A 21,592-nucleotide genomic window follows, 5' to 3' on the forward strand; every position below is an offset into this window, starting at 1 on the left:
TTTGGGTCAGGCTCAGGATACCGTCTGCTGGCCCAGGGTTGCACTGATCACTTTGTAATATTTCATTTGCAGTTCACTGAGCCGCCAATCTCCGGGTCTACAAATCTCCGGTGGTTGATGTATTAAGCGGCTTAGTAGACCGGCTGCGGCGTCAGCCTCCGCCGCTGGATTATCCGCGTGACTGGCATAGCGTTGCGCCGCTGGTACATATTCCGGGTAGGCCAGCCGGTCCGGCGCCAATGCCAGGCAGCCAGATGCCATCGCCTCCAATACCGACAGCCCCTGGAAATCATGAAGAGCGGTGGAGATAGCCACATCGACTTCGCCCAGCAACCGGTCGTAATCCGCCCTGCTCTGCAGGTATCCCCAGTTCACTATGCGCTCCCGGTGTCGCTCACGTATACCACCGAATGCCTCGGGCTCCTTGCGAAACTGCTCCCCTACCACACTCAACCGGAAGTCCTGGCCGGCGCCGGCAAGCGAATCCAGCAACAGAGACAGCCGGTCTGGCGCCTTGTCGTATTCCCAGCGGTGATTCCATAGGAGGTGGGGGCACTGTGCGTTGATCGGCTTCTCTCTTTCAACAAACAGGCGGTCTTCGATCGGCACGGGAACGACCTGGGATTTCCTGCCGATACCCTCCAGCAGGCCATCGGGGAGCCCGTCCGGCATCATTTCCAGGAAACGTCGGGCGCCATCCAGAAAGCTGTCCCGGTTCCACGCGCTGTTGAACAGCACTTTATCCGCGGCAACGGCGCTGTAGAGATTAACGATTTTGGGCTCGGCACTGGAATGCTGCCGGCCGGAATCCGGGTAGGCAAACTGGTTCTCATGCATGTAGAGAATCGTAGGCGTACGCGCCAGATGAGGATGGAATCCCTTCAGGGACGCCAGATCCACCATGGAGGTCACCACCAGGAGATCATAGTGGGCCTTTAGCGCCGGCTCCTGTAGCCAGGTCAGTGCATTGCCGCGAATCCGCCAGCGAAAAAAGCGGGGCGGGAGCGCCAGCACCTCCCAATCGAAATCGGGCTGGCTGGCCACCAGTTGTTCACGCCAGCGTTGATGGCTGCCGGCGTCGTAGGCGGACAATAATAGAATGCGGGGCTGGGCTGTCGATGGCATCCGCGCATTCTGCCATCATTCCCGGTTCGACAACCACACACTTTGATAGGGCTTGAGAGTCAGGCTGCCAGACAGGTCGTCAATCTTCAGGCCAGAGATCAGGTCCTGCCATTGGTCGGTTCCTATCAGGTTAATGTCGCCAAGGGACACCTGCTGGACCTCATCGGTGATGTTGTGAATGCAGAAGATCGACTGGTCACGGCGCATGCTCTGGCGCCAGAAGCCGAACAGCTGCAAACCGAGATGGAGGGTGAACTGGGTAGCATTGGGGTGGAAGGCGGGCTGCTTGCGGCGAATGGCAATCAGGCGCTTGAGCTCGGTGAACACGTTGTGATGATGGCTCAGCGGGTCCGCCAGCTCAGCTTCCAAAGTGTCCAGGTTCCACTGCCCGCGGTTGATGGAACGCAGGCGACCGGTGTTCTTAACCCGCTCATGGTCGTTCTCAGTGCCCAGCAGGCTGTGGATGTAGAACGCAGGAATCCCTTCCAGGGCCAGCATAACGGTATGAGCGCAGATAAAGCGGTGCAACTGCCAATGGTCAGAGCCTCTCTCCGCTGTTCCCTTTAAGGCATCAAACAACGCCACGTTCATTTCATAGGGCTGATCCTTGCCATCTGGCGTACGCCGATAGGAGACTTTACCGCCGAAGGATTCCATGGTGTTGATCAGTCGCAGCTTCTCTTCTTCCGTCAACAGGCCGTCTGTTGGGCGCAGGCCCACGCCATCATGGGAGGCAATGAAGTTGAGATAGGTGGTGCCCATCTGCGCCGGCGGCATGCTCATCAGCCAGGTTTTCAGGTGGCGGCAGTTGCCAGTGACCAGAGTGTTGATCAGCAGCGGCGGCAACGAAAAGTTGTAGATCACATGGGCTTCGTTGGCGTTGCCGAAGTAGGTCAGATTCTCGCGGTTGGGAACGTTGGTTTCCGTAATGACAACGCTCTCGGGGGTGTGGTGTTCGATCAACAGGCGCAGAATCTTGATCAGTTCGTGGGTTTGCTGCAGGTGGATGGACGGCGTACCAACCTCTTTCCATAGAAAAGCCACCGCGTCGAGCCGGAAAATGGTCACGCCCCGCTCGAGATAGTAGCGGATGATGCCCACAAATTCGTTCAGCACCTGGGGGTTTGCAAAATTCAGGTCCACCTGGTCTTCACTGAAGGTGCACCAGACGTAACGCTCGCCATCCTCTGTCTGTACGGCGTTAAGCAACGGGGATGTGCGGGGCCGGACCACAGCGCTCAGGTCGTCTGTTGGCCTGGCCTCGAAGAAGTAATCCTTGCCAGGATCGACCCGTTTCCGGAAATTCTCGAACCAGCGGCTGCGGGCCGACATGTGGTTGATCACCAGGTCCGCCATCAGTTTGTAGTCGTCAGCTATTCGCTCGATGTCTGTCCAGTCGCCATGGGATTCATTGACCGCCAGATAATCCATAACGGAAAAACCGTCGTCCGAGCTGTAGGGGAAAAACGGCAGGATATGCACGGCGGACATGGTGTCATTCAGGCAGTCGTCGAGAAACCGGTTCAGGGTCTGAAGTGGCTTCTCACCCTTGCGCTGGACGGTGTCCGCGTAGGTAATCAACATGACATCAGATTCGTCCCAGTTATTCTGGTGGGCCGGGGGCGCCGACGTATCCCACGCCAGCCCCATGGTTTCGAGCAGTTGATCCGCGAGGACGCCCGTATCCGCTTCCGGGTATACCACATCCAGCATCGTGGCGAGCTTGTGATGCAGGGTATTGCTCATGCTACCGATACTCCTCGTTGTCCAGCTCTACGGCCTCGAGAAGCTGTTGCTTGATATCCGGAATGGCACTGGTGACGCGATTCCAGCTCGGAATAAACGGTGTGTCCATGGGGTTGTCCAGAAAGTAGGCCCCTGCCCGCATGACATTCTGGGCAAACAACTCCACCGCTTTCTCTTCCTTATGTCGGTCAAAGCTCAATCCGTTGATCACCGCATCGCTCTGGTAGGTTTCGACAAAGTCCAGGGCAATGCGGAAGTAGGCCGCCTTGATGGTGCGAAACTTTTCGTTGGAGAAGATTTCGCCATTGGTGGCCAGCTTGCGGAACAGGGCCTTGCTGATGTCGGTGCTCATTTTGGACAGGCCGCGGCTGGCGTCCTCCGGCGATAATTCCTGATGCTTATGATCGTAGGTATCCGCGATGTCCACCTGGCAAAGGCGGTTGGTGGCATAGTTGCGCTTCATCTCCGAGAGCACGCCCACTTCCAGCCCCCAGTCGCTGGGTATGCGCAAGTCGTTAATGACGTCGGTCCGGAACGAGAATTCCCCCGCCAGCGGATACCGGTAGCTGTCGAGATAGTCCAGGAAGTCGCTGGGGCCGCAGACCTTCTTCAGCGCGCGGATCAGCGGTGTGACCAGCAGCCGGCTAACACGGCCATTCATTGTTCCATCCGCTACCCGGGCGTAATAGCCCTTGCAGAACATGTAATTGAAACCGGGATTGGCCACCGGGTAGATCAGCCTTGCCACCAGGTCACGGGAATAGGTCAGGATGTCACAGTCGTGAAGAGCAACGGACTTACTGTTCCCTGCGGCAAGAACATAACCAAAGCAGTACCAGACGTTCCGCCCCTTGCCCATTTCCGTAGGCGCCAGGTTTTGTTCCCGCAGTTGCATATCCAGCGCCTTAAGTCGGGGCCCATCATTCCAGAGCACGCGCACATGCTGGGGCAGTTCGGAGAAATACGCCAGAGCGTGCCGATATTCCTCCTCGTTGGCGCGATCAAGGCCGATGACGATCTGCTCGAGGTACGGCACTTTGGCGAGCTCTTTCACAATGTTCTTAAGGGCCGGGCCTTCAAGCTCTGAGTACAGGGATGGCAGCACCAGCGACATCGGTCGCTCTTTGCGGAACCCCATAAGTTCCCGCTCCAGCTCTTCCACCGGCCGTCGGCACAGGTTATGAAGGGTTGTGATGATGCCGTTCTGGTAAAAGTCGCCCATGGCGGCTCTCCTGTGGTTAGTACCCGGTTTCAGTAACCGTACTCAATCAGAAGATTCAGCACGCATTCGTTCCACCCCGCCGGACCGGCCCTAATGGACCGTATTGCCCGGCTCTGGGATGGCAGGGATACGCTCTCTGAGTGGACGCCCCGAACGATAACCGCGATATCGGCTTCCTCCAGCATGTGTTGGTCGTTGGGACTGTCGCCCAGTGCAATGGCAATCAGCCGGTCCTGCTCAAAGTGTTCCCTGTATTTACCCAGCAAAAAACGGACCCCATCGGCTTTATCAAAGGTGCCCATGGCATGGAGAAAGCGCCCGCCCTGCACCAGACGGCAGTCGTGTTCATCCAATTTCTCGCGAAATCTGGCCAGCGAATCCTCGTCTCCTTCCCACAGCAATGGCTCTGTGCCGGCGCGGTCTTTCGCCAGTTTTGCTTCCGGTTCAGAGAGTTTGGCGTGCCCGGCCAGCTCCGCCGGGCTCATATCCGCAAAACTGCGGAACTGAAAACCCTCAGCCCGACATTCCTTCAGCAGGGTTAACACCTCATCCCGGGATGCCCCAAAACTCTGCACTTGCTCAGGGCCCGGTCCAAAACAGTTCGCGGGGACAATAACGGCAGCGCCATTTTCAACAATGAAAGGCGCCGTGTTTCCCAGTTGCTCCCGCACGGCGTGTATCTCTCCTGCGGTTTTACTGGAATTGAGCACCACCGGGATGTCCGCCGCCGCCAGCCGCTCAAGCGCTGGCTTCGCGGGCGACCAGTCGTAACTGTCGTGGTCCAGAAGTGTGCCGTCCAGGTCGGAAAACAGGAGCAGTCTGGGTTTGGCCATGGCAATGTCCTCTATTGGCGCTGACGGATCAGCGGTTCACCGAAACTGTGGTCTTCACCGACATTGATCACGCAATCGGCGCGGGCGGGCATTTCTTGCAGGCTGGCGCGGGTGATCCGTTCGTAGTGCATGATGAATCGGGCAATTTCCTCATTGCTCATGATGCGTAACTCATTCCCGGTCTTTTGATCAGACGCGCTCTCTTTTGGTGCAGCCCGAGAACGATCCCTTAACTTCTGCTCCTGTAGGGTGCGCCATGTCAGCACGCACTCCATGGAGGGAGCACGCAGCATGATCAGGCTGTCGAGCTGGCTGAAAAACCGGCCATACTCCCCTTTCAGGCAGCTATTGACGTTTCGACGCCACAGGCCCTCAGGGTCCTCGGACCGCTCCAGTTCGTTGACTGGCTCCATCAATTCCTCTTCGCTACCCGCTGGAACGGCTCCCACGCACCAGCCCTCCACCAGGATGATGTCGGCCCTGCCCTGGAAAACAGGCCACTGTGCTTTCGGGTAACGGTCATCCCGGGACTTATCAAACGCTGGAATGTCGGTTTCCGTGTCTTGGTGGGCGGCTTTCAGTTGGTCAATAACGTGCTGCCCCAATGCCAGGTCATGGGTGCCGGGAACGCCCCGGGTAATGAACAGCGGGTGGATTTCTTTTGCTCGCTGCTCCCGCTCTGCACGGGTGAGATAGAGGTCGTCGAGGGAAAAACTGGCCGTGGGGATTCGATAATGATTAGTCAGCAGTTCCCGGAGGAACAGGGTCAGCGTGGATTTTCCAGTACCCTGGGCGCCGTGGATGCCAATGACGATGGGCTCGTTTCGGGCCTGTTTGAGGCTGTGCAGGTGCTGGGCCAGGGGTAGGATGGTCTTTTTGACGGTGTCGGCGTAGGAATCGGGAAGGGATTCCTGCTTGATCAATGTACGGATGGTATTGGTCAATTCGGGTGAGGACACGGTTGACGGCTTCCCTGTTGGTTTGTTTTGAGTTTTGCAGGTTTTGTACCAATTGGAGTATAGGCGGTGGTTATTTGGTTTGTGGGAGATTGGAGTTATCTGGGACACTGACGCTATGAGCAGCAACCCGTTTAAAGTCGAACATCGTTATCTTGAGCTTCCGGACAGTTTTTACACCCGGGTGCCGCCCACGCCGTTGAAGGATGCCCGGATGGTGTGTTTTAACCACGACCTGGCCGGGGAGATGGGTTTTCACACGCAGAACCCCGAGGACTGGACCGGCATTGGCGCCGGGACGGAATTGCTGGAAGGAATGGACCCGGTGGCGATGAAATACACCGGGCACCAGTTCGGAATGTATAACCCGGACCTGGGCGACGGCCGTGGGCTACTGTTATGGGAGACAGTGGGCCCTGACGGCCGACGTTGGGACTGGCACCTGAAAGGAGCAGGAATGACGCCCTATTCCCGGTTCGGCGACGGCAAGGCGGTGCTGCGCTCCACGATCCGCGAGTACCTGTGCAGCGAGGCGATGGCAGCGCTGGGAATTCCCACCACGCGGGCGTTGTTCATGGTGAGCGCGAAAGACCCGGTGCGTCGTGAATCGATTGAGACGGCGGCAGCGTTGGTGCGGGTGGCGCAGACGCACATCCGATTCGGGCATTTTGAGTTTGCGGCGCATCATGAGGGCGAACAGGCCCTGAAAACGCTGATTGAGCATGTGATTGCCCTGCACTTCCCTCATCTGATCAACCTCCCGGAGGACGAACGCTATCAACGCTGGTATGTCGAGGTAGTTGAGCGCACGGCGCGGATGATTGCCGACTGGCAGGCCGTGGGGTTCTGCCATGGGGTGATGAATAGCGACAACATGTCGATTATCGGGGATACCTTTGACTACGGCCCCTATGCCTTCCTGGACGATTTCGACGCCGGTTACATCTGCAATCATACCGACCAGGGCGGACGCTACGCCTACAATCGCCAACCCAATACCGGGTTTGTGAACTGTCAGTACCTTGCGAACGCGCTGCTTCCGATCATGAACGAGGACGACGTAAGGCGGGGACTACGGCGTTACGAGCTCGCCTACAACGAACGCTTCCTGCAGAACATGCGGGATAAGTTGGGGCTGGCCCAGGAAGACGAATCCGACCTGGGCCTGATTATGGATACCTTCAGCATGCTGCACGAGCACCATGTGGACTACACACTGTTTTTCCGAGGGCTATCCAACCTCACATCGAAAGGCTCTTCGCCGATCCGCGACCTGTTTGTAGACCGCAGTGTGGCGGATGGATGGCTCGAGCGGTATGAACAGCGCCTGCAGTCCGAAACCCGCGCCCACGACGAGCGGGAATACCGGATGCGGAAGGTGAACCCGAAGTACATTCTGAGGAACTATCTGGCCCAGCAGGTGATCCTGGAAGCCCAGAACGGCGACTACGAGCCGATGAAGGAATTACTGGAGGTCTTGAAGAAGCCGTTCGACGAACAGCCGGGGTTCGAACAATACTCAGCGCCTCCCCCGGACTGGGGGAAGCACCTGAGTATCAGTTGTTCTTCCTGAGTTCGAGTGAGGATCACACCGCCTTGGCGGTGATGATCTTCTCGTGCCATTCGGCGGGGCCGGTCTGGTGAACAGAGGAGCCCTTGGAATCCACCGCGACCGTAACGGGCATGTCTTCCACCTCAAACTCGTAGATGGCTTCCATGCCCAGCTCTTCGAAGGCAACCACTTCCGCGTGTTTGATGGCCTTGGACACCAGATAGGCAGAACCACCAACCGCCATCAGGTAGACAGCACCGAACTCGCGGATGGCATCAATGGCCACCTGGCCGCGCTCGGCCTTGCCGATCATGCCGGTAAGGCCGGTCTTCTCCAGCATGGTACGGGTGAACTTGTCCATGCGGGTGGCGGTAGTGGGGCCCGCGGGACCAACCACTTCCTCGCGCACCGGGTCGACCGGGCCGACGTAATAGATGAAGCGACCTTTCAGGTCCACCGGCAGCTCCTCACCGCGCTCGATCATGTCCACCATCTTCTTGTGGGCAGCATCGCGGCCAGTCAGCATCTTGCCGGAGAGCAGCACGGTTTCGCCCGGCTTCCAGTCTTTCACGTCTTCCGGTGTGACCGTATCCAGGTTGACACGCCGCACGCTGTCACCCACTTCCCAGGTAATTTCCGGCCAGTCGTCCAGGCTCGGCGGGGTTTGCAGTGAAGGGCCCGAGCCATCCAGTACAAAATGTGCATGGCGGGTGGCCGCGCAGTTGGGAATGATCGCCACCGGCTTGTTGGCGGCATGGGTCGGGTAGTCCTTCACTTTCACATCCAGAACCGTGGTCAGGCCGCCGAGGCCCTGGGCGCCAATACCCAGCTCATTCACCTTGTCGAACAGTTCCAGGCGCAGCTCCTCGGAACGGTTGGAGGCACCACGGGCTTGCAGGTCATGGATATCGATCGGGTCCAGCAGCGACTCCTTGGCCAACTCCATTGCTTTTTCAGCGGTGCCGCCAACGCCAATGCCTAACATGCCCGGCGGACACCAGCCAGCGCCCATCTGCGGCACCATTTTCAGCACCCAATCCACCACGGAATCCGATGGATTCAGCATGGCGAATTTTGACTTGGCCTCGGAACCGCCGCCTTTCGCAGCCACATGCACATCCACGGTATTACCCGGCACAATCTTGTAGTGGATGATGGCAGGTGTGTTGTCCTTGGTATTGGTGCGCTTGCCGTCCGGATCGGCCAGGATAGAGGCACGCAGCACGTTGTCCGGGTGCATGTAAGCCCGGCGAACGCCCTCATTGATAATATCGTCCAGCGCCATGTCGGCATCCCATTGCACATCCATACCGACCGTCACAAACACCGTAACGATGCCAGTGTCCTGGCACAGTGGCCGCTTGCCCTGAGCGCACATGCGGGAGTTAATCAGAATCTGCGCCATGGCATCCTTGGCCGCCTGGGACTCTTCCTTCTTGTAGGCCTCGTGCACAGCCTGAATAAAGTCTTTCGGATGGTAATAGGAGATGAACTGCAGCGCGTCCGCTACGCTCTCGATCAGGTCGTCCTGGCGGATTACGGTGGTCATAGGCGTCTCATCAGGTCTGGTTTGTCTAGTAGGGGTTATAAACTTGTCTAATAAAGGAAGGGCGAAGTTTACCAGAAAATCCAAAACCGAGGGACCAAACCCGGCGCGAAGGTTTTCAACGACAAACTTGCCTAAACGGGCACGAAAAAATGTAACATTGCTGATATCTTCGACATAAAAACAGCAGGAGACACCGTGACCGACCTCGTCCTAACTGAAAAAAAGAACCATATCCTAACCGTCCGGATTAACCGCCTGGATCGCAAAAACGCCCTCACCCATGATATGTACACCGCCCTCGGTGATGCGATTGAACAGGCCCGCGACGACAGCGACATTCGCTGTATTCTGTACACCGGAAGTGATGAGTGCTTCACAGCCGGGAACGACTTGAGCGATTTTTCTGCGGGCATGCCCGGCGAGTTTGAAGACACCCCTGTAGGCCGGTTCCTGTTCCTGATGGCCTCCACTAGCAAACCGATCATAGCCTCCGTGAATGGCCCCGCCGTGGGCATCGGCACCACCATGCTGCTGCATTGCGATTTGGTGTTTGCCGGCAACAACACCCGCTTCCAGATGCCTTTTGCCAACCTAGGCCTGTGCCCGGAAGGCGGCTCCAGCCTATTGCTGCCCTCCTGGCTCGGCCGGGTACGCGCTGCGGAGTTGTTGATGCTGGGCGGCGCATTCACAGCCGAAGACGCTCTGCGCCTGGGGCTGATCAACCAGGTGTGCGAACCGTCACAAACTGAAACTAAGGCTCTGGAAGCCTGCGCACGGCTTGCAGCCCAGCCCCCGGCGGCCGTCCGTGCCACCCGTGAATTGCTGAACCGGGCCAGCGGAGATGCGCTGAAAACCACCATGCTGGCCGAAGGCAAACTCTTCTCAGAACGCCTGAAGTCACCGGAAAATGCCGAAGCCATCAAGGCCTTCACTGAAAAGCGGAAACCGGATTTCTCAAGCTTCAGCTAGGCTGGCTACCCCTGCCCCGAAAGACTCGACAAAAGTCTCGGGGCCAACTATTTTTCAATGAAGCCGAACTCCGACCGTGCGGGTAGGCTCCCAATGATCAGAATCACACTTTAGAGCGATCAACTGTTGCTTTACTGCCGCTATAGTCAGAGTTACAGAAATCAGGCACAGAGCGCTGGCCAGAATTTCAGACAACAGCTAAGCAAACCAGGCCACTGACAACGGGTTTACCGGGCCAGACCGGCCCCGTCAGCTGCCGAACATAACGACACAACAACAGGAAAAGGTTCCACCCATGTTCAAGAAAACTCTAATAAGTCTTGCCGTGGCTTCTTCCGTTGGACTGACAGGCTGCTTTGACAGCGCTGGTTCCGGGTCCAGTAACGCGAATCCCGATTATAAGATCGAAGACACCACCATCGACAGAAGTCTGGTTCGTCCTATTTACGACCCAAACCCACTATCGGCAGACCCACAGTTCCCGATTAACTCGGACCTGATCCTGCTGCTTGGCGCTACTCAAAGCGCAAACTATGACTTCACTGGACTTTCAACCGGCGACACGCCCGCTGATGATGCCGTAAACCGGCTTTCCGGCTTCTCCACTTCCGGTGCTTTCAGCCTCAAGTTTGATGGTGAGCTGAACCCCGCATCGGTCATGGCGAACGCGACCGTTTTCCTGGTACCTCTTAAAGTTCCGCCAGCGGTTGCGTCTGCTCCGGAAGCATTGCCGAACACAAACCCAAGCGGCATTAATCCTGCGGATCCATTTGTGCTCGACCCCAGTTTGCAGCCCAGTTTCCGGGCCGACGTTGTAAGCCTGGATGGTGGTGCCAACAACGCTATCCGCATCGTACCGCTTGAACCCCTTGTGGAAGGTCAAAAATACCTTGTCGTTGTCAGCGATGATGTCAGGGGTGCTAACGGCAAACCTATCGCTCGGGCAGTACAGGACGTTGCGTTGGCCGACGGCACGCTAGGCAACCCGGCACTGGGCAACGTGAAATCACTGCTCCAAAGCCTTGATGCCCTTGGCAACGGTTTCCTGACAGCAATGAGCACAGGATCCGAGTCCGCGCTGTCATACTCGTTCACCACAAATTCGGATACCGATGTATTGCGGGCCATGATGGCGCCTGCGGCGTTCGGGACGGCGCTGGGGCAAAAAGTCGGGTTTACAGCTCTGCTGAAGGCCGTCCGTGACAACTATCCGACCCTGAACTTTTCCCAGTTGACCTCCAAGCTTCTTGAGCTTCAGGAACTGGCCGCTGGTTTGCAGGGCGGAACGGTTGATCCGAGTGATCTTACCGCTCAGGAGTTAGCCGCCATTACTGCCCTTGGCAACGCTCAGCAGGAAACAACGCCAACCGACATCGGCAATGCGATTGCTGGTGAAATCGGCGACACCTTGCATTTGCCGGTTCCCCGCCCCTCTTTCTTTTATCAGAAAACAGAGGCCGCTGACCTTGCCACTATTCAGGGTTTAGACGCCAGCAACCAGATAGCCCAGGCTGCCGCTCAGGTTCAGGTTCATCAGGGTGCTATTACTCTGCCTTACTTCCAGAGCCTGCCGGGTGAAACCGGTGCGGGCATCGTTACAGGTAGTTGGACAGGCAGCACCAGCCTGGAGGCCGACCTGAACGAGAGCCTCACGCCAGGCGACACAATTTTCAGTTTCCTGAGGGATATTGATGGTACCCTGAACGTCAACGGATACTTCCCATTTCCCCAAAAGAACGCCGACACAACAGTGCCGGTGGTTATCTTCAACCCGTCAACCGACTCTCGTCCGGCAGCATGTGCTGACCCGGCCAAGCCCAACGGCGTGACCATCTTCCAGCATGGCATTACCGTGGATCGCAGCGTTGCGATGCTACCGGCCATCCTGTTGGCGCAAAGCGCCTGTCAGACAGTGGTTGCTATCGACCAGCCGTTGCACGGTCTCGCGGGCGCTACGGCCGGAACCGTTCCTGGACTGAGCAAACTGGACCCTCAGACGCTCACCGGGACCGTACAGGCAACAATCCAGGCCCTTGAAGCTCAGAACAATCCAGCATTGGCTCCGCTGATCGCGCAATTGAACGCTCTGATTTCAGCGGACTACCTCGGTGAAAGGCACTTTGGTTATACGGCCAATGCGCAACTTCAGCCAGTGGAAGCCGAACTGGCTAACATTTCCTCCGGCAGCCTGTTCATCAATCCGCTGAACATGATGAATAGCGGAGATAACCTGCGCCAGGGTGTGGTGGATCTGCTTAACGTAGCGGCCTCCATCCAGACCTTCGACATTGACGGGGATTACAGTACTCAGGGAGACCTGGCCGGCGTACCGGTGAACTTCATCGGTCACTCGCTTGGCGGCATCTCCGGAACCGTGTTTGCGTCACTTGCAAACGATCCAACACTGAACGCCACGCTGAACGGTACTTATGCTCAAGCAGGGCCTCCGCTTAGCAACTTCAGCTTCCCGACTTTGAATTCCGTGGTGTTGCACAACACTGGTGGACAGGTCACCCGCCTGATCGAGAACTCTCCGAGCATCTCCGGTCGCATTCTGCCAGGGCTGGCCGCTGCGGGTGTTACACAAGGGTCGGCTGACTTTGAAAGCTTCTTCTACGTGTTCCAGTCAGTCTCCGATGCGGGCGATCCTGTCAACTTCGCAAAAGGCCTGGGTGCGTCAACAAGCAACCTGCTGGTCTCCGAAGTAGTTGGAGACACCACCGTGCCGAACGAAGCCAACGTCAATCCGCTCGGCAACGCTCTTTCGTCTCCGCTAGCGGGCACAGAGCCCCTGATGGCGCTGATCGATCTCGGTGCCGGTGGAACTCTGCTGTCTGATGGAACTGAGGGTCTTGGCATTATTGACACCGACACCCCGACAGGCAGCGCAATGCCAGTTGCAAGCTTCTTTGACGGCACGAACCCCTGCTCTGATGCAAACCACGGCACCTTTGTGGCTCCAATCGCACCTCAGCAGGGCTGCCCGAATGGAGCTGCAGACACCAGCGTAGCATTCAGTGCCATGGTCACCCAGACAGCCCAAGCAGTCAGCGCGCAGCCAGTTCCAGGCTCGTCTGTTCCCGCCATTGGCGCCTCACTGGGAAGCAGCACTACCCTTGAGAGTGCATTGGATCAAGACCAGTAACTTGATCTGAAACCTGAAAGCCCCGGACCTTCCGGGGCTTTTTTTTGGCAGCTGGTACAGTAGATACAAAAAGGCCGGCGAGTCAGTCTCGCCGGCCTTTGCTTTACTGATAGTGAATAGGTTGTCTATCTAATCTTAACGACTACTGAGATATCACCGTCTCCCCCTGAGGAAGCAGGTTTGCTTCAATCTCATCCTCCGTGAACAAGAGCTTGCGAGACTCCTTATTGGAATACTGCACACTCTGATCACTGAAGTAGTCGGACATGGCATCCGTGGACTGGGAATAACTAACCAGGCCATACGCCTCCGGGCCGTTATCCGTGAACTCCAGGCCAAAGTGCCAGCTCGTACCCCTTGCCATTAACCAACCGTCTATACCGTTGCTTCCGTCGGAAAGGCCGGCTGTATTGGGAATAGTGGGCGGAGCAATTCGGGGGAAGCGGGTATCCTCCGCAAATGGCTCACTCACAACACCAATTGCGTTAAATGCACCGTCAATACTGCCGTCGCCCCCATGCCAGGGAATTTCAACGGTCTGGAACACCGGCATATTGCCGGAGCCCGGTACGACACCCCCTGATGCACGGTAGTACTGCAGGTCACCCAGGGCAGTTGTGGGAGCAATACCCTGAGACACAAGCGCGTCAACACCTGCCGAGAGTGCCAGAAGCATAGTATCGTCTGGTGTGCCCGCATTGGCTTCTGACGGACTAGAGGGAGTACCGACCGGATCGGAAGGGCTGAACGGCTGGGTTAGATCCGTGTCCACGTCTTCAAGGTAATTCGCCATGAAAACCCTGAAGATATGGGCGCCAACGCTATCGCGGTTGTAGAGGCCATCCCAGCTTTCCAGCGACTGACACCAGGATGACAGGTCCTGCCCACCCACCGCTGTGGCGCCTATCGCATCACAACGTTCCAGAAGCTCAGGCAGGAACTGCTCCGCGTACCAGGAACGGTTGTTCCAGATCACACCCAAAAGCTCTTCAGCATTGAACTTACCGTCCTGCCCCGCAGGGAGCGGAGCTGATGGAACGCCCGGCTCAAGGGGGTTTTGAAGCATCTTGATACCCAAACGGGTACGGGCATTGATCTCTGCTTTTTCCTGACCAAACAGTGGGGAGTAACCTGTCAGGAACTCATCAGGGTTTGTCGCCCAATAGCTGCTGTTCGAGTTCTGAACCCAGTCGGAGCGAACCAGCTTGGGTTTATCGCTGTACGGGACCAATGGGCCGCACGAGGTTTCAACCCAATCCTCAATGGACTTGCTGCCATCAAGAAGCGTGACACCCTGATCAAACAACCCGGCGTAAGAAGCACTGCCAAACCGCCTGAAATTGACAAGGGCAATTGCCTTGTCAGAAAGGTTGGGCACAGAGCTGCTATCGATGTAGAACGCGTTGCCCTGGTCATCGGCATAGGTGGTGTTCGTCCAGAGTGTAGACCCACAGTTCCTGAATACATCCTGAAATTCAGAAAGGTTGCTCGCCCGGCTCATTTGCAGCCAGGTATCCAACAAACCGCCGGTGTTTGCGTTGGCATCGCGGTACGTCATCGCTACCGATCCGGTCGAATTCAACGCGCCATTGCCACCCCAGGCCGGCAACTGGTTGTTGACAGCATTGGCGGCGATCATGGGTCCGTACTCAGAGAAATAGAAATCCCGCTCAATAACCATTGGCTCCGGCAGGCCGGGCATTTTTACTTCGATCTGGTAAGTCTCAACGTCAATGGGTTTTTCCACACCATCTTTTACATAGGTAAGGTTATCCCCCGTTTTCAGGGTGAGCTCATACCAGGTGAATCGCCGGCTCGTGGTAACGGTGTGCGACCACGCCAGGTTTTCATTGAAGTTGATAAGCGGTATTGCGGTACCGAGCAACCCCGCTCCATGAACATTCAGGTACCCCGGAACGGTCATCTGCACTTCGTAGAGGCGCCGGTGCCCGGTGTAGGGGAAGTGAGGATTGGCGAGGAGCGCACCGCGGCCCTGCTCGGTCATTGTGCTCCCAATACCCCAGGCGTTGCTGGCGAGCCCCATGTCGGTGAAATCCTGCACGGCCCCGGCATTGGCTTTTGCCGTTGCAACGACGTCCTTGCGCAATTGCTCAACCTGTTCAGCGTTGGCAACCGCTGAAACCGCCACCGGGGCAGCACTTTCCCCAGGGGGAACAGCCAGGAAAACCGCGCCCGTTGCGAATTGGGCACCACTGGCATACTGCCCAACCACTCGATAATGGGCCAGGAGATCAACCGGGGTAATCGCCTGCACCCACTCCTGATCCCTGCATTCCTCAGGCAGGTCGCCCGGATCAGTTTCGGCGACGTAGCGATTATAACCCTCAGTGAAGCCTTCAATCAGTGCGCGGCTCTCATCCGTTAGCGTCGGGAGCTCTCGTTCAGCGCCACTGTATATTTTTTGGGCTTTGTAGCTGAAATCATTAACTATATTGAGCCCTACACCGAAAGCCGTATTGGGTCCCGGGCCAAAATACTTGGCCCTCTCACTTCTGGCTTTAACAATAGCCTCGGCCAACACACATACGTTGTCCTGGGCCTGGGCATAACCATGACCAAACGCCGCAGAGGCCAAGTCATCCGCCTTCACATGCGGAACCCCGCCGGCTGTCCTCCTTATAGTTGCCTCAAATGTACCGTCCGCCGGGAAAAGCTGTTCGTTCACCGAGCTATCGGAGTCGGAAGAAGAACTGCTTCCGTCGAAACATCCTGCAATCAGAAAGCTGCTGGCCAGCGCTACCCCGGCCGCTTTCAACGCGCTTTTGTCTGCGCTCCTGAAAGGTTTGCGAAGCGATTTCATAGTGATTCGTCCATTGTGATTGTTATGGGTAAGCCAAAGATGACTCACTCTCACAAATTAGCAGACACCCCGTTATTTAGCTAAGGACTGACGAACGATTCAGTTTTTGTCTGGGTGCCTCAGAAATCGCCGTTGTCGGCCCCCAGTGTCCGGCCGATATAACGGCTCTCACAGGGCGTTGCACTGAATTTTATCGGGTGGCCAATCTGCTTTTGGACCCCCCCGTTACCTTTTGCCACATCAATAACCATGCCGCGCGCTTTCAGCTGAGGATGTTCGGCTGCCTCGGTAATGGTCAGCACCGGCTCCACGCACGCATCAACGTTCGCAAATACGTCCTGCCAATGTGCCAACGTTTTTTGTGCAATGTTGGACTTCAACGCCTCCCGGATGGCCTGCTGGTGCTCAGGGTTCTGGCTCAAGGCAAAGCTCTTCATGTCGGGGATACCCAGGGCATCACAAAGCCGGTCGGAAAACTGGGGCTCCAGGCTACCCACAGACAACCATCGGCCGTCGCTGGTCTGGTAGTAGTCGTAGAAGGTGCCGCCGTTGAGCATGGAGCTTTCCGGCTTCTGTTCCTGCCCTCCCGCCAAGGCTGCAGCACCGGCCATCGTATTGAGGGCAAAGGCGGCGTCGGTCATGCTGATATCGATAAACTGCCCCTCTCCTGTTTGCTGGCGATGAATCACAGCCGCCAGTATCCCCATAACGGCATGGTGTGAGCCGCCTGCCACATCGGCAACCTGGATACCCATCGGTGGTGGCCCAGTTTCCCGGCGACCGCAATGGCTGGAAACTCCGGCCAGTGAAAGGTAGTTGATATCATGCCCTGCCCGATCCTTGTAGGGGCCAGTCTGACCGTAACCGGTAATCGCGCAGTAAATAAGATTGGGGTTGATGGCCTTGAGGGTTTCATAACCAATCCCAAGCCGGTCCATAACGCCGGGTCGAAACTGTTCAACCACCACGTCGTACTCTGTCACCAGCTGCTTGACCAGGTCGGCACTGCCCTCTTGCTTCAAATCCAGCCCAAGGGATCGCTTACCCCGATTGAGGAAGGTGTGGGATGTACTGACGCCATCTTCCAGCGGCGGCATCACTCGGGTCAGGTCCAGGCGGCCAGGGGCCTCCACCCGCAATACATCCGCGCCCATATCCGCCAGCAGCATGGTAGCGTAGGGGCCTGGCAGCAATGTACTGAAATCCAGAACCTTCAGGTTGCTCAGTGGGCCGGGCATGCAAACCTCCTTCTCTATTTTTGGACAACCCTGATGCTGCCCTGTTTTCCCCGCGGGGCCAACTGCCGGTTCCATCATTCCAATTGACCATTTCTTCCAGTGCGGCGCGAGAGTGATGGTTGCATTGTACCCAAGGGGTTTTATGATGGGCTTCGTTCAATAAGGATAAAGGATGATATGTCGGAACTCACCGTTTCCAGGCACTTCGTGGAAGCCGCATTGGTTGGGGCCGAAAGAGCGGGGATTGATACCCATACAATGCTGCGCGAGGCCGGAATTTCACCGGACCTGCTGAAGATCGAAATGGCCCGGGTGAGCAGCACCCAGTACAGCCGGCTGATGCAGGCTGCCTGGAACGCAATGGACGATGAGTTCATGGGGTTGGGGCCACGCCGCTGCCGCACCGGCACGTTCGCCACCATGTGCGCGCTGGTTAGCGACTGCCCCAATCTTGAGGCGGTCTATCGCCAGGCGTTTGATTTTTGCCGCCTGTTCGAGCCCATGGTCACCATGAAACTGGAAGTGGACGACAGGACTGCCCGGCTGGTAACGGTGATCGAAGGGGATATCCACGACCCGATGCATTTTTTCCGGGAAAGCATACTGGTCATCTGGCATCGTCTTGGCAGTTGGTTGATCGGGCAACCGGTGGAGCTGCTTAAGGCGGAATTCAGTTACCCCAGGCCGCCCCATGGCGACGAATACCGGCATATCTTCCATTGCCCACTGTCGTTCGAAGCCAGTGAAACCGCCCTGACGTTCGACAAGCGTTTTCTGCAGGCTCCGGTGATACGCGACAAGCCGGAAATGCGGCAGTTCCTGAAAACCTCACCGGCCGACCTGCTGTCGCGCCCGGACGAGAGCAACACCTTCACCGGACGTATCCGCGCACTGATTGGCCGGGATTTTGCGAGATCCCTGCCCGACTTCGAATGGATTGCCACAGAGCTTCACACCAGCCCCCAGACTCTTCGCCGACGGCTGAAGCAGGAAAACACCTCCTTCCAGGAGATCAAGGACCTACTACGCCGGGACATGGCCATCTATTACCTGTCCCGGCCAGACCTGCCGATCAATGACATTGCGTTTCGGGTCGGATTCACCGAACCCTCAACGTTTCACCGCGCCTTCAAGAAGTGGACAGGAGTCACTCCCGGTGCTTACCGCGAAGGCGAACGGGGTCAGCTTCAGGATTGACTGGGGCTCTGCATGGTGCGAATCAGCCGGCCAAGGGTGCGGGCAATTTCCTCGGCCCGTTCGCGATCCGGGCTGAGTTTAATCAACCGCGAGCCATCTCGTGGGTCGTAAATCCAGCAACTGGCGGTTGAACTCTCGCAATTCCATTCAATCTGAGGATTGACTCCGAAAACGCCCATGGACTCGGTCGTTTTGACAACACGACCACCGGACTCACGTCGGGACTCCTGGATACTGATAGTGTCGTTCAGCCTCTCAATCCTGTACGACACATCGGCAGGACGGTCCAGCCTTACGATCCTCTGATCTTCACGCCAACCAGCAACGTCCAGGAGCGTATTGGCATGAATCACCAGCGCGTCGGCGTTCGAATCCGCCAGATAGAGTTCCCGGAGTTTCCCCAGCGACTGCTCGCTTGCAGGCTCGATAATGGCCACTGGCTCCGGATCAATAGAGCCATTGTTCTTGGCACTTGCGCCCTCTTGCTGGCGGGCTTTTTCGACATTGGTTATCAGTTTGAGCGCATCGGTGTAGTGCTCGCCTTCACTGCCCGCCAGACTGACGTACTTTTCCAACGCTGCTTGTGCCTCATTGTAGTGATCAGATTCCAGCATCACGCGGCCGCGAAAATAGAAATAGTTCGCCGGTTTCTCCCCCTCCAGTTGCTGGAGACGGTTCAGGTACTCACCCGCTTCACCCCAGCTCTCTGAGGAAACGGCCTCTTCAGTGGCAAGCATTAATCGACGGGTCTCGTGTTCAGGCTCAAGGGCACTAACCTGACCGGCCATCAGTAGGGATGCCAACATAAAACCACTGACTGAACGACGCCCGACTCGGGTTATCTTCACCATCTTGTTTACTCCTGCTGATTATCCCGGGCGGCGTCTTCGTCCACCGTGGGCCCGACCGGATCGCTGGTGTCATCCACACCATCGGCGTCCACTTCGGCTTGATCCAAAATCGCTTTCGGGAGTTCTTTTTTAACACGAACGCCCAACTCCACAAAGCGATTGGCTTGCGAGATAAGGTTGCCGCGACCACGGGTGAGCGTATTCATCGCCGAATCATAGGTTCCCTGCGCGGTGTGCAACTGGCTGCCCAGCTTTTCCATCGCTTCTACAAAAACCCGAAGCTTGTCGTACACTGCACTGGCACGATCGGCAATCCTACGCGCATTCTGGCTTTGGCGCTCGTATCGCCAGATATTTTCGATGGTTCGCAAGGTCGCAAGCAATGTCGTCGGTGTAACCACAATAATCTTTCGCTCGAATGCTTCTGCGAATAAGTTCTCGTCCTGCTGAAATGCAGCCACAAAGGCCGGCTCAATGGGCATGAAAAGGAACACAAAGTCCGGTGAGTGCAGTCCGTGAAGCTGGCTGTAATCTTTCTCGCTCAGGGCGCGAATATGATTACGCACCGCCTCAACGTGCTGGCGAAGGGCTTCTTCCCTGGCAGTCTCATCCTCTTCCGTTGCCCACTGCTGGTAGGCCAGCAGGGACACCTTCGAATCCACCACCAGGTTTCGGCTGTCCGGCAAATGAACGATGACATCGGGGCGCAGCAACTGGTTGTCATCATCTCGGTAGCTGCCCTGGGTTTCATACTCAATACCCTTGCGCAAACCGGAGCGCTCGAGGACGCGCTCCAGAATCAGCTCGCCCCAGTTGCCCTGGATTTTCTTGTCTCCTTTAAGCGCCTTCGTGAGGTTGGAAGCTTCTTCGGTGATCTGGCGGTTCAGTTCCTGCAGGGATTTGATCTCACTCCTTAATGCCTGTCGATCCCGAGTTTCGGTGGTATAGACATCCTCTACCCGTTTACGGAAATCCTGGAGTTGATCCCGGAATGGGTTCAGCAGGGTGTCGATGCTGGTGCGGGTCTGCTGGCTGAAGCGCTCGCTCTTCTGCTCGAAAATACGATTCGCAAGATTCTCGAACTCCTGTTTCAACGCATCACGATTTCGTTCCAGTAACTCCAGTTTCTCCGTGGTTGTACGGCGCTCCTTGTCCAGCGTTACTTCCTGCTCGCGCTGGGCAACCCTGGCGTCGCCAAGCTCGCGGGAGAGCTCATCGGCTCGCTGCTGCTGGGACTTCCTCTCGGTTTCGAGTTGTTCTATGCGATCCAGCCGCGCCTTACTTTCGGATTCCAGCCCGGCCACCCGATTTTCCAGCGTTGCCGCACGCTGTCGCCAATGTTCGGTGTCCCGGCTCGCCTGCTCTGCCTCGGTTTTGCCGCTTTCGAGAGCCGCTTCAAGCTGATGGAGGCGCTGTTCGTCCATCGCCCGCGTGTACTCAAGCTCCCGAAGTGCGGATCTGGCACGGCCCCCCTTAACCATTGAAAACACCAGACAGCACAGCGCTAGCACCAACAAAATCAGCAAAGTGACGGTTTCCGGCCTACGCCCCACTATATCGATGATTGCCTCGGGCACCCCGATCTCCTCTAAATGACTGACTCAAACATTACGATAGAACAACAGTTTACCGTATTCGTGGAACCTTTTTGTTCGGACTCACGTCAAAGGTTTGCCATTCACTGGTTCTAGTGGACCAATTGGCAAATTTCCCGACCCAAGGCATCCGGCTCTGGACTCGGAACGTAATATCATCTAAAACGGTGAATGTGGCCTGTTTGCCGACAGAATGGCTGGTTTGCTGCCGGGTGCCAAGGTCCAGGAGCAGTATAAGGGACAGGAATTCAACATGCTCAAAGAGCTATGGAGAAAATTGGGATCTGAATTCTCCCATTCCGGGTGTTCGGACGTGGAAGGCCGTGAATACCGCAGGCCTGGCGCTCAAGCCAGCCACGGTGGTTTTCGCATTCTTCCCCATATGACCCACACCGGGGAATTCCACCTGGAAAGACTGACTGGCATCCTGAAGGGGCGCTACGGCAGAACCTTTCAGAACAATGGGGACGAATCCATCCGCGATCTGATTCACTTCGCTTCCCGCATTCAGGATCAGGATGTCCAGAGAGAACTGCTGCTGTTTTACCTGAACTGCTCCCCTGTGGTGCAGGAATACCTTCGTTCCGAAGAAGTTCTTGCACAAAACCACTTCCTTTCCCGGACATCCGGGAAAAAATAATACCCGCCGTTAATGATCTGTAAACCGACTCAACAGTTATGTTGTTGTATACTGCCGGCCTGTGATTACAAGTGGCTGTTCTAGCACACCCGAATTATCCTTGCAGCACTCTGTAATTAAAGTATCAAAGTCGTGGATTCAGGGGTTTCGGAT

Annotated in this window: 15 protein-coding genes; 5 read left to right on the top strand and 10 right to left on the bottom strand. The window is 56.7% G+C overall.

Going from position 1 to position 21,592, the window contains the following annotated elements; all coding sequences use genetic code 11:
- Positions 1-12: 12 nt before the first annotated feature.
- From SIC19_RS03135 to SIC19_RS03155, 5 genes are read right to left on the bottom strand one after another with little or no spacing between them, the layout of a single operon-like run.
- Entirely contained in the window at positions 13-1,125 is a 1,113-nt protein-coding gene (locus tag SIC19_RS03135) for a DUF3524 domain-containing protein (protein ID WP_127400840.1), read from the bottom strand.
- Between the two features lie 15 nt (positions 1,126-1,140).
- Complete coding sequence (locus tag SIC19_RS03140; protein ID WP_127400839.1) at positions 1,141-2,871, bottom strand: sugar phosphorylase; 1,731 nt, start codon at positions 2,869-2,871, stop codon at positions 1,141-1,143.
- Between the two features lies 1 nt (position 2,872).
- Complete coding sequence (locus SIC19_RS03145) at positions 2,873-4,093, bottom strand: glycosyl transferase (RefSeq protein ID WP_127400838.1); 1,221 nt, start codon at positions 4,091-4,093, stop codon at positions 2,873-2,875.
- Positions 4,094-4,122: 29 nt separating this feature from the next.
- Positions 4,123-4,926 (bottom strand): HAD-IIB family hydrolase, encoded by an 804-nt coding sequence (locus SIC19_RS03150; RefSeq protein WP_127400837.1) that lies wholly within the window; start codon positions 4,924-4,926, stop codon positions 4,123-4,125.
- Positions 4,927-4,937: 11 nt separating this feature from the next.
- Positions 4,938-5,885, bottom strand: coding sequence for a hypothetical protein (locus tag SIC19_RS03155; RefSeq protein ID WP_228712224.1), 948 nt, complete (start codon positions 5,883-5,885; stop codon positions 4,938-4,940).
- A gap of 115 nt (positions 5,886-6,000) precedes the next feature.
- On the opposite strand from SIC19_RS03155, the gene SIC19_RS03160 reads away from it, so the two are divergent.
- A complete protein-coding gene (locus SIC19_RS03160; RefSeq protein WP_127400836.1) occupies positions 6,001-7,455 on the top strand; it encodes a protein adenylyltransferase SelO in 1,455 nt (484 codons plus the stop codon).
- A 13-nt stretch (positions 7,456-7,468) separates the two neighbouring features.
- Here SIC19_RS03160 and SIC19_RS03165 read toward each other — a convergent pair whose 3' ends face one another.
- On the bottom strand, positions 7,469-8,983 hold the full coding sequence (locus SIC19_RS03165; protein ID WP_036206052.1) for a fumarate hydratase: 1,515 nt from the start codon (positions 8,981-8,983) through the stop codon (positions 7,469-7,471).
- A gap of 195 nt (positions 8,984-9,178) precedes the next feature.
- Between SIC19_RS03165 and SIC19_RS03170 the strand changes: the two genes are divergently transcribed.
- Both SIC19_RS03170 and SIC19_RS03175 read left to right on the top strand, forming a co-directional pair.
- Complete coding sequence (locus SIC19_RS03170; RefSeq protein ID WP_127400835.1) at positions 9,179-9,952, top strand: enoyl-CoA hydratase; 774 nt, start codon at positions 9,179-9,181, stop codon at positions 9,950-9,952.
- A 295-nt stretch (positions 9,953-10,247) separates the two neighbouring features.
- A complete protein-coding gene (locus tag SIC19_RS03175; RefSeq protein WP_127400834.1) occupies positions 10,248-13,097 on the top strand; it encodes an MECDP-synthase in 2,850 nt (949 codons plus the stop codon).
- A gap of 142 nt (positions 13,098-13,239) precedes the next feature.
- On the opposite strand, the gene SIC19_RS03180 is transcribed toward SIC19_RS03175, so the two are convergent.
- Positions 13,240-15,918 (bottom strand): penicillin acylase family protein, encoded by a 2,679-nt coding sequence (locus SIC19_RS03180; RefSeq protein WP_127400833.1) that lies wholly within the window; start codon positions 15,916-15,918, stop codon positions 13,240-13,242.
- Between the two features lie 119 nt (positions 15,919-16,037).
- On the bottom strand, positions 16,038-17,156 hold the full coding sequence (locus SIC19_RS03185; RefSeq protein WP_127400832.1) for a CaiB/BaiF CoA transferase family protein: 1,119 nt from the start codon (positions 17,154-17,156) through the stop codon (positions 16,038-16,040).
- Positions 17,157-17,333: 177 nt separating this feature from the next.
- On the opposite strand from SIC19_RS03185, the gene SIC19_RS03190 reads away from it, so the two are divergent.
- Positions 17,334-18,353 carry an AraC family transcriptional regulator gene (locus tag SIC19_RS03190; RefSeq protein ID WP_127400831.1) on the top strand — a complete coding sequence of 340 codons (1,020 nt, stop codon included), beginning with the start codon at positions 17,334-17,336 and terminating at the stop codon, positions 18,351-18,353.
- Here the strand turns inward: SIC19_RS03190 and SIC19_RS03195 are convergent.
- Both SIC19_RS03195 and rmuC read right to left on the bottom strand, forming a co-directional pair.
- Positions 18,344-19,204, bottom strand: coding sequence for a hypothetical protein (locus tag SIC19_RS03195; RefSeq protein ID WP_127400830.1), 861 nt, complete (start codon positions 19,202-19,204; stop codon positions 18,344-18,346). The two genes, SIC19_RS03190 and SIC19_RS03195, sit on opposite strands and share 10 nt — an antisense overlap.
- A 5-nt stretch (positions 19,205-19,209) precedes the next feature.
- On the bottom strand, positions 19,210-20,685 hold the full coding sequence (rmuC, locus tag SIC19_RS03200) for a DNA recombination protein RmuC (protein ID WP_228712288.1): 1,476 nt from the start codon (positions 20,683-20,685) through the stop codon (positions 19,210-19,212).
- A 367-nt stretch (positions 20,686-21,052) separates the two neighbouring features.
- Here rmuC and SIC19_RS03205 point away from each other — a divergent pair, with 367 nt between their 5' ends.
- Positions 21,053-21,439, top strand: a complete 387-nt coding sequence (locus tag SIC19_RS03205) for a hypothetical protein (RefSeq protein WP_036206881.1) — start codon at positions 21,053-21,055, stop codon at positions 21,437-21,439.
- Positions 21,440-21,592 lie beyond the last annotated feature (153 nt).

This window comes from Marinobacter sp. MIT930201 (assembly GCF_047122665.1).
GTDB classification, from domain to species: domain Bacteria; phylum Pseudomonadota; class Gammaproteobacteria; order Pseudomonadales; family Oleiphilaceae; genus Marinobacter; species Marinobacter salarius.

Bases quoted from the DNA above. Each gene is read 5' to 3' on its own strand.
- SIC19_RS03195 (WP_127400830.1), bottom strand. From the start codon at position 19,204: ATGGTGAAGATAACCCGAGTCGGGCGTCGTTCAGTCAGTGGTTTTATG.
- SIC19_RS03145 (WP_127400838.1), bottom strand. From the start codon at position 4,093: ATGGGCGACTTTTACCAGAACGGCATCATCACAACCCTTCATAACCTG.
- SIC19_RS03140 (WP_127400839.1), bottom strand. From the start codon at position 2,871: ATGAGCAATACCCTGCATCACAAGCTCGCCACGATGCTGGATGTGGTA.
- SIC19_RS03175 (WP_127400834.1), top strand. From the start codon at position 10,248: ATGTTCAAGAAAACTCTAATAAGTCTTGCCGTGGCTTCTTCCGTTGGA.
- SIC19_RS03150 (WP_127400837.1), bottom strand. From the start codon at position 4,926: ATGGCCAAACCCAGACTGCTCCTGTTTTCCGACCTGGACGGCACACTT.
- SIC19_RS03185 (WP_127400832.1), bottom strand. From the start codon at position 17,156: ATGCCCGGCCCACTGAGCAACCTGAAGGTTCTGGATTTCAGTACATTG.
- SIC19_RS03205 (WP_036206881.1), top strand. From the start codon at position 21,053: ATGCTCAAAGAGCTATGGAGAAAATTGGGATCTGAATTCTCCCATTCC.
- rmuC (WP_228712288.1), bottom strand. From the start codon at position 20,685: ATGGTTAAGGGGGGCCGTGCCAGATCCGCACTTCGGGAGCTTGAGTAC.
- SIC19_RS03160 (WP_127400836.1), top strand. From the start codon at position 6,001: ATGAGCAGCAACCCGTTTAAAGTCGAACATCGTTATCTTGAGCTTCCG.
- SIC19_RS03165 (WP_036206052.1), bottom strand. From the start codon at position 8,983: ATGACCACCGTAATCCGCCAGGACGACCTGATCGAGAGCGTAGCGGAC.
- SIC19_RS03190 (WP_127400831.1), top strand. From the start codon at position 17,334: ATGTCGGAACTCACCGTTTCCAGGCACTTCGTGGAAGCCGCATTGGTT.
- SIC19_RS03180 (WP_127400833.1), bottom strand. From the start codon at position 15,918: ATGAAATCGCTTCGCAAACCTTTCAGGAGCGCAGACAAAAGCGCGTTG.
- SIC19_RS03135 (WP_127400840.1), bottom strand. From the start codon at position 1,125: ATGCCATCGACAGCCCAGCCCCGCATTCTATTATTGTCCGCCTACGAC.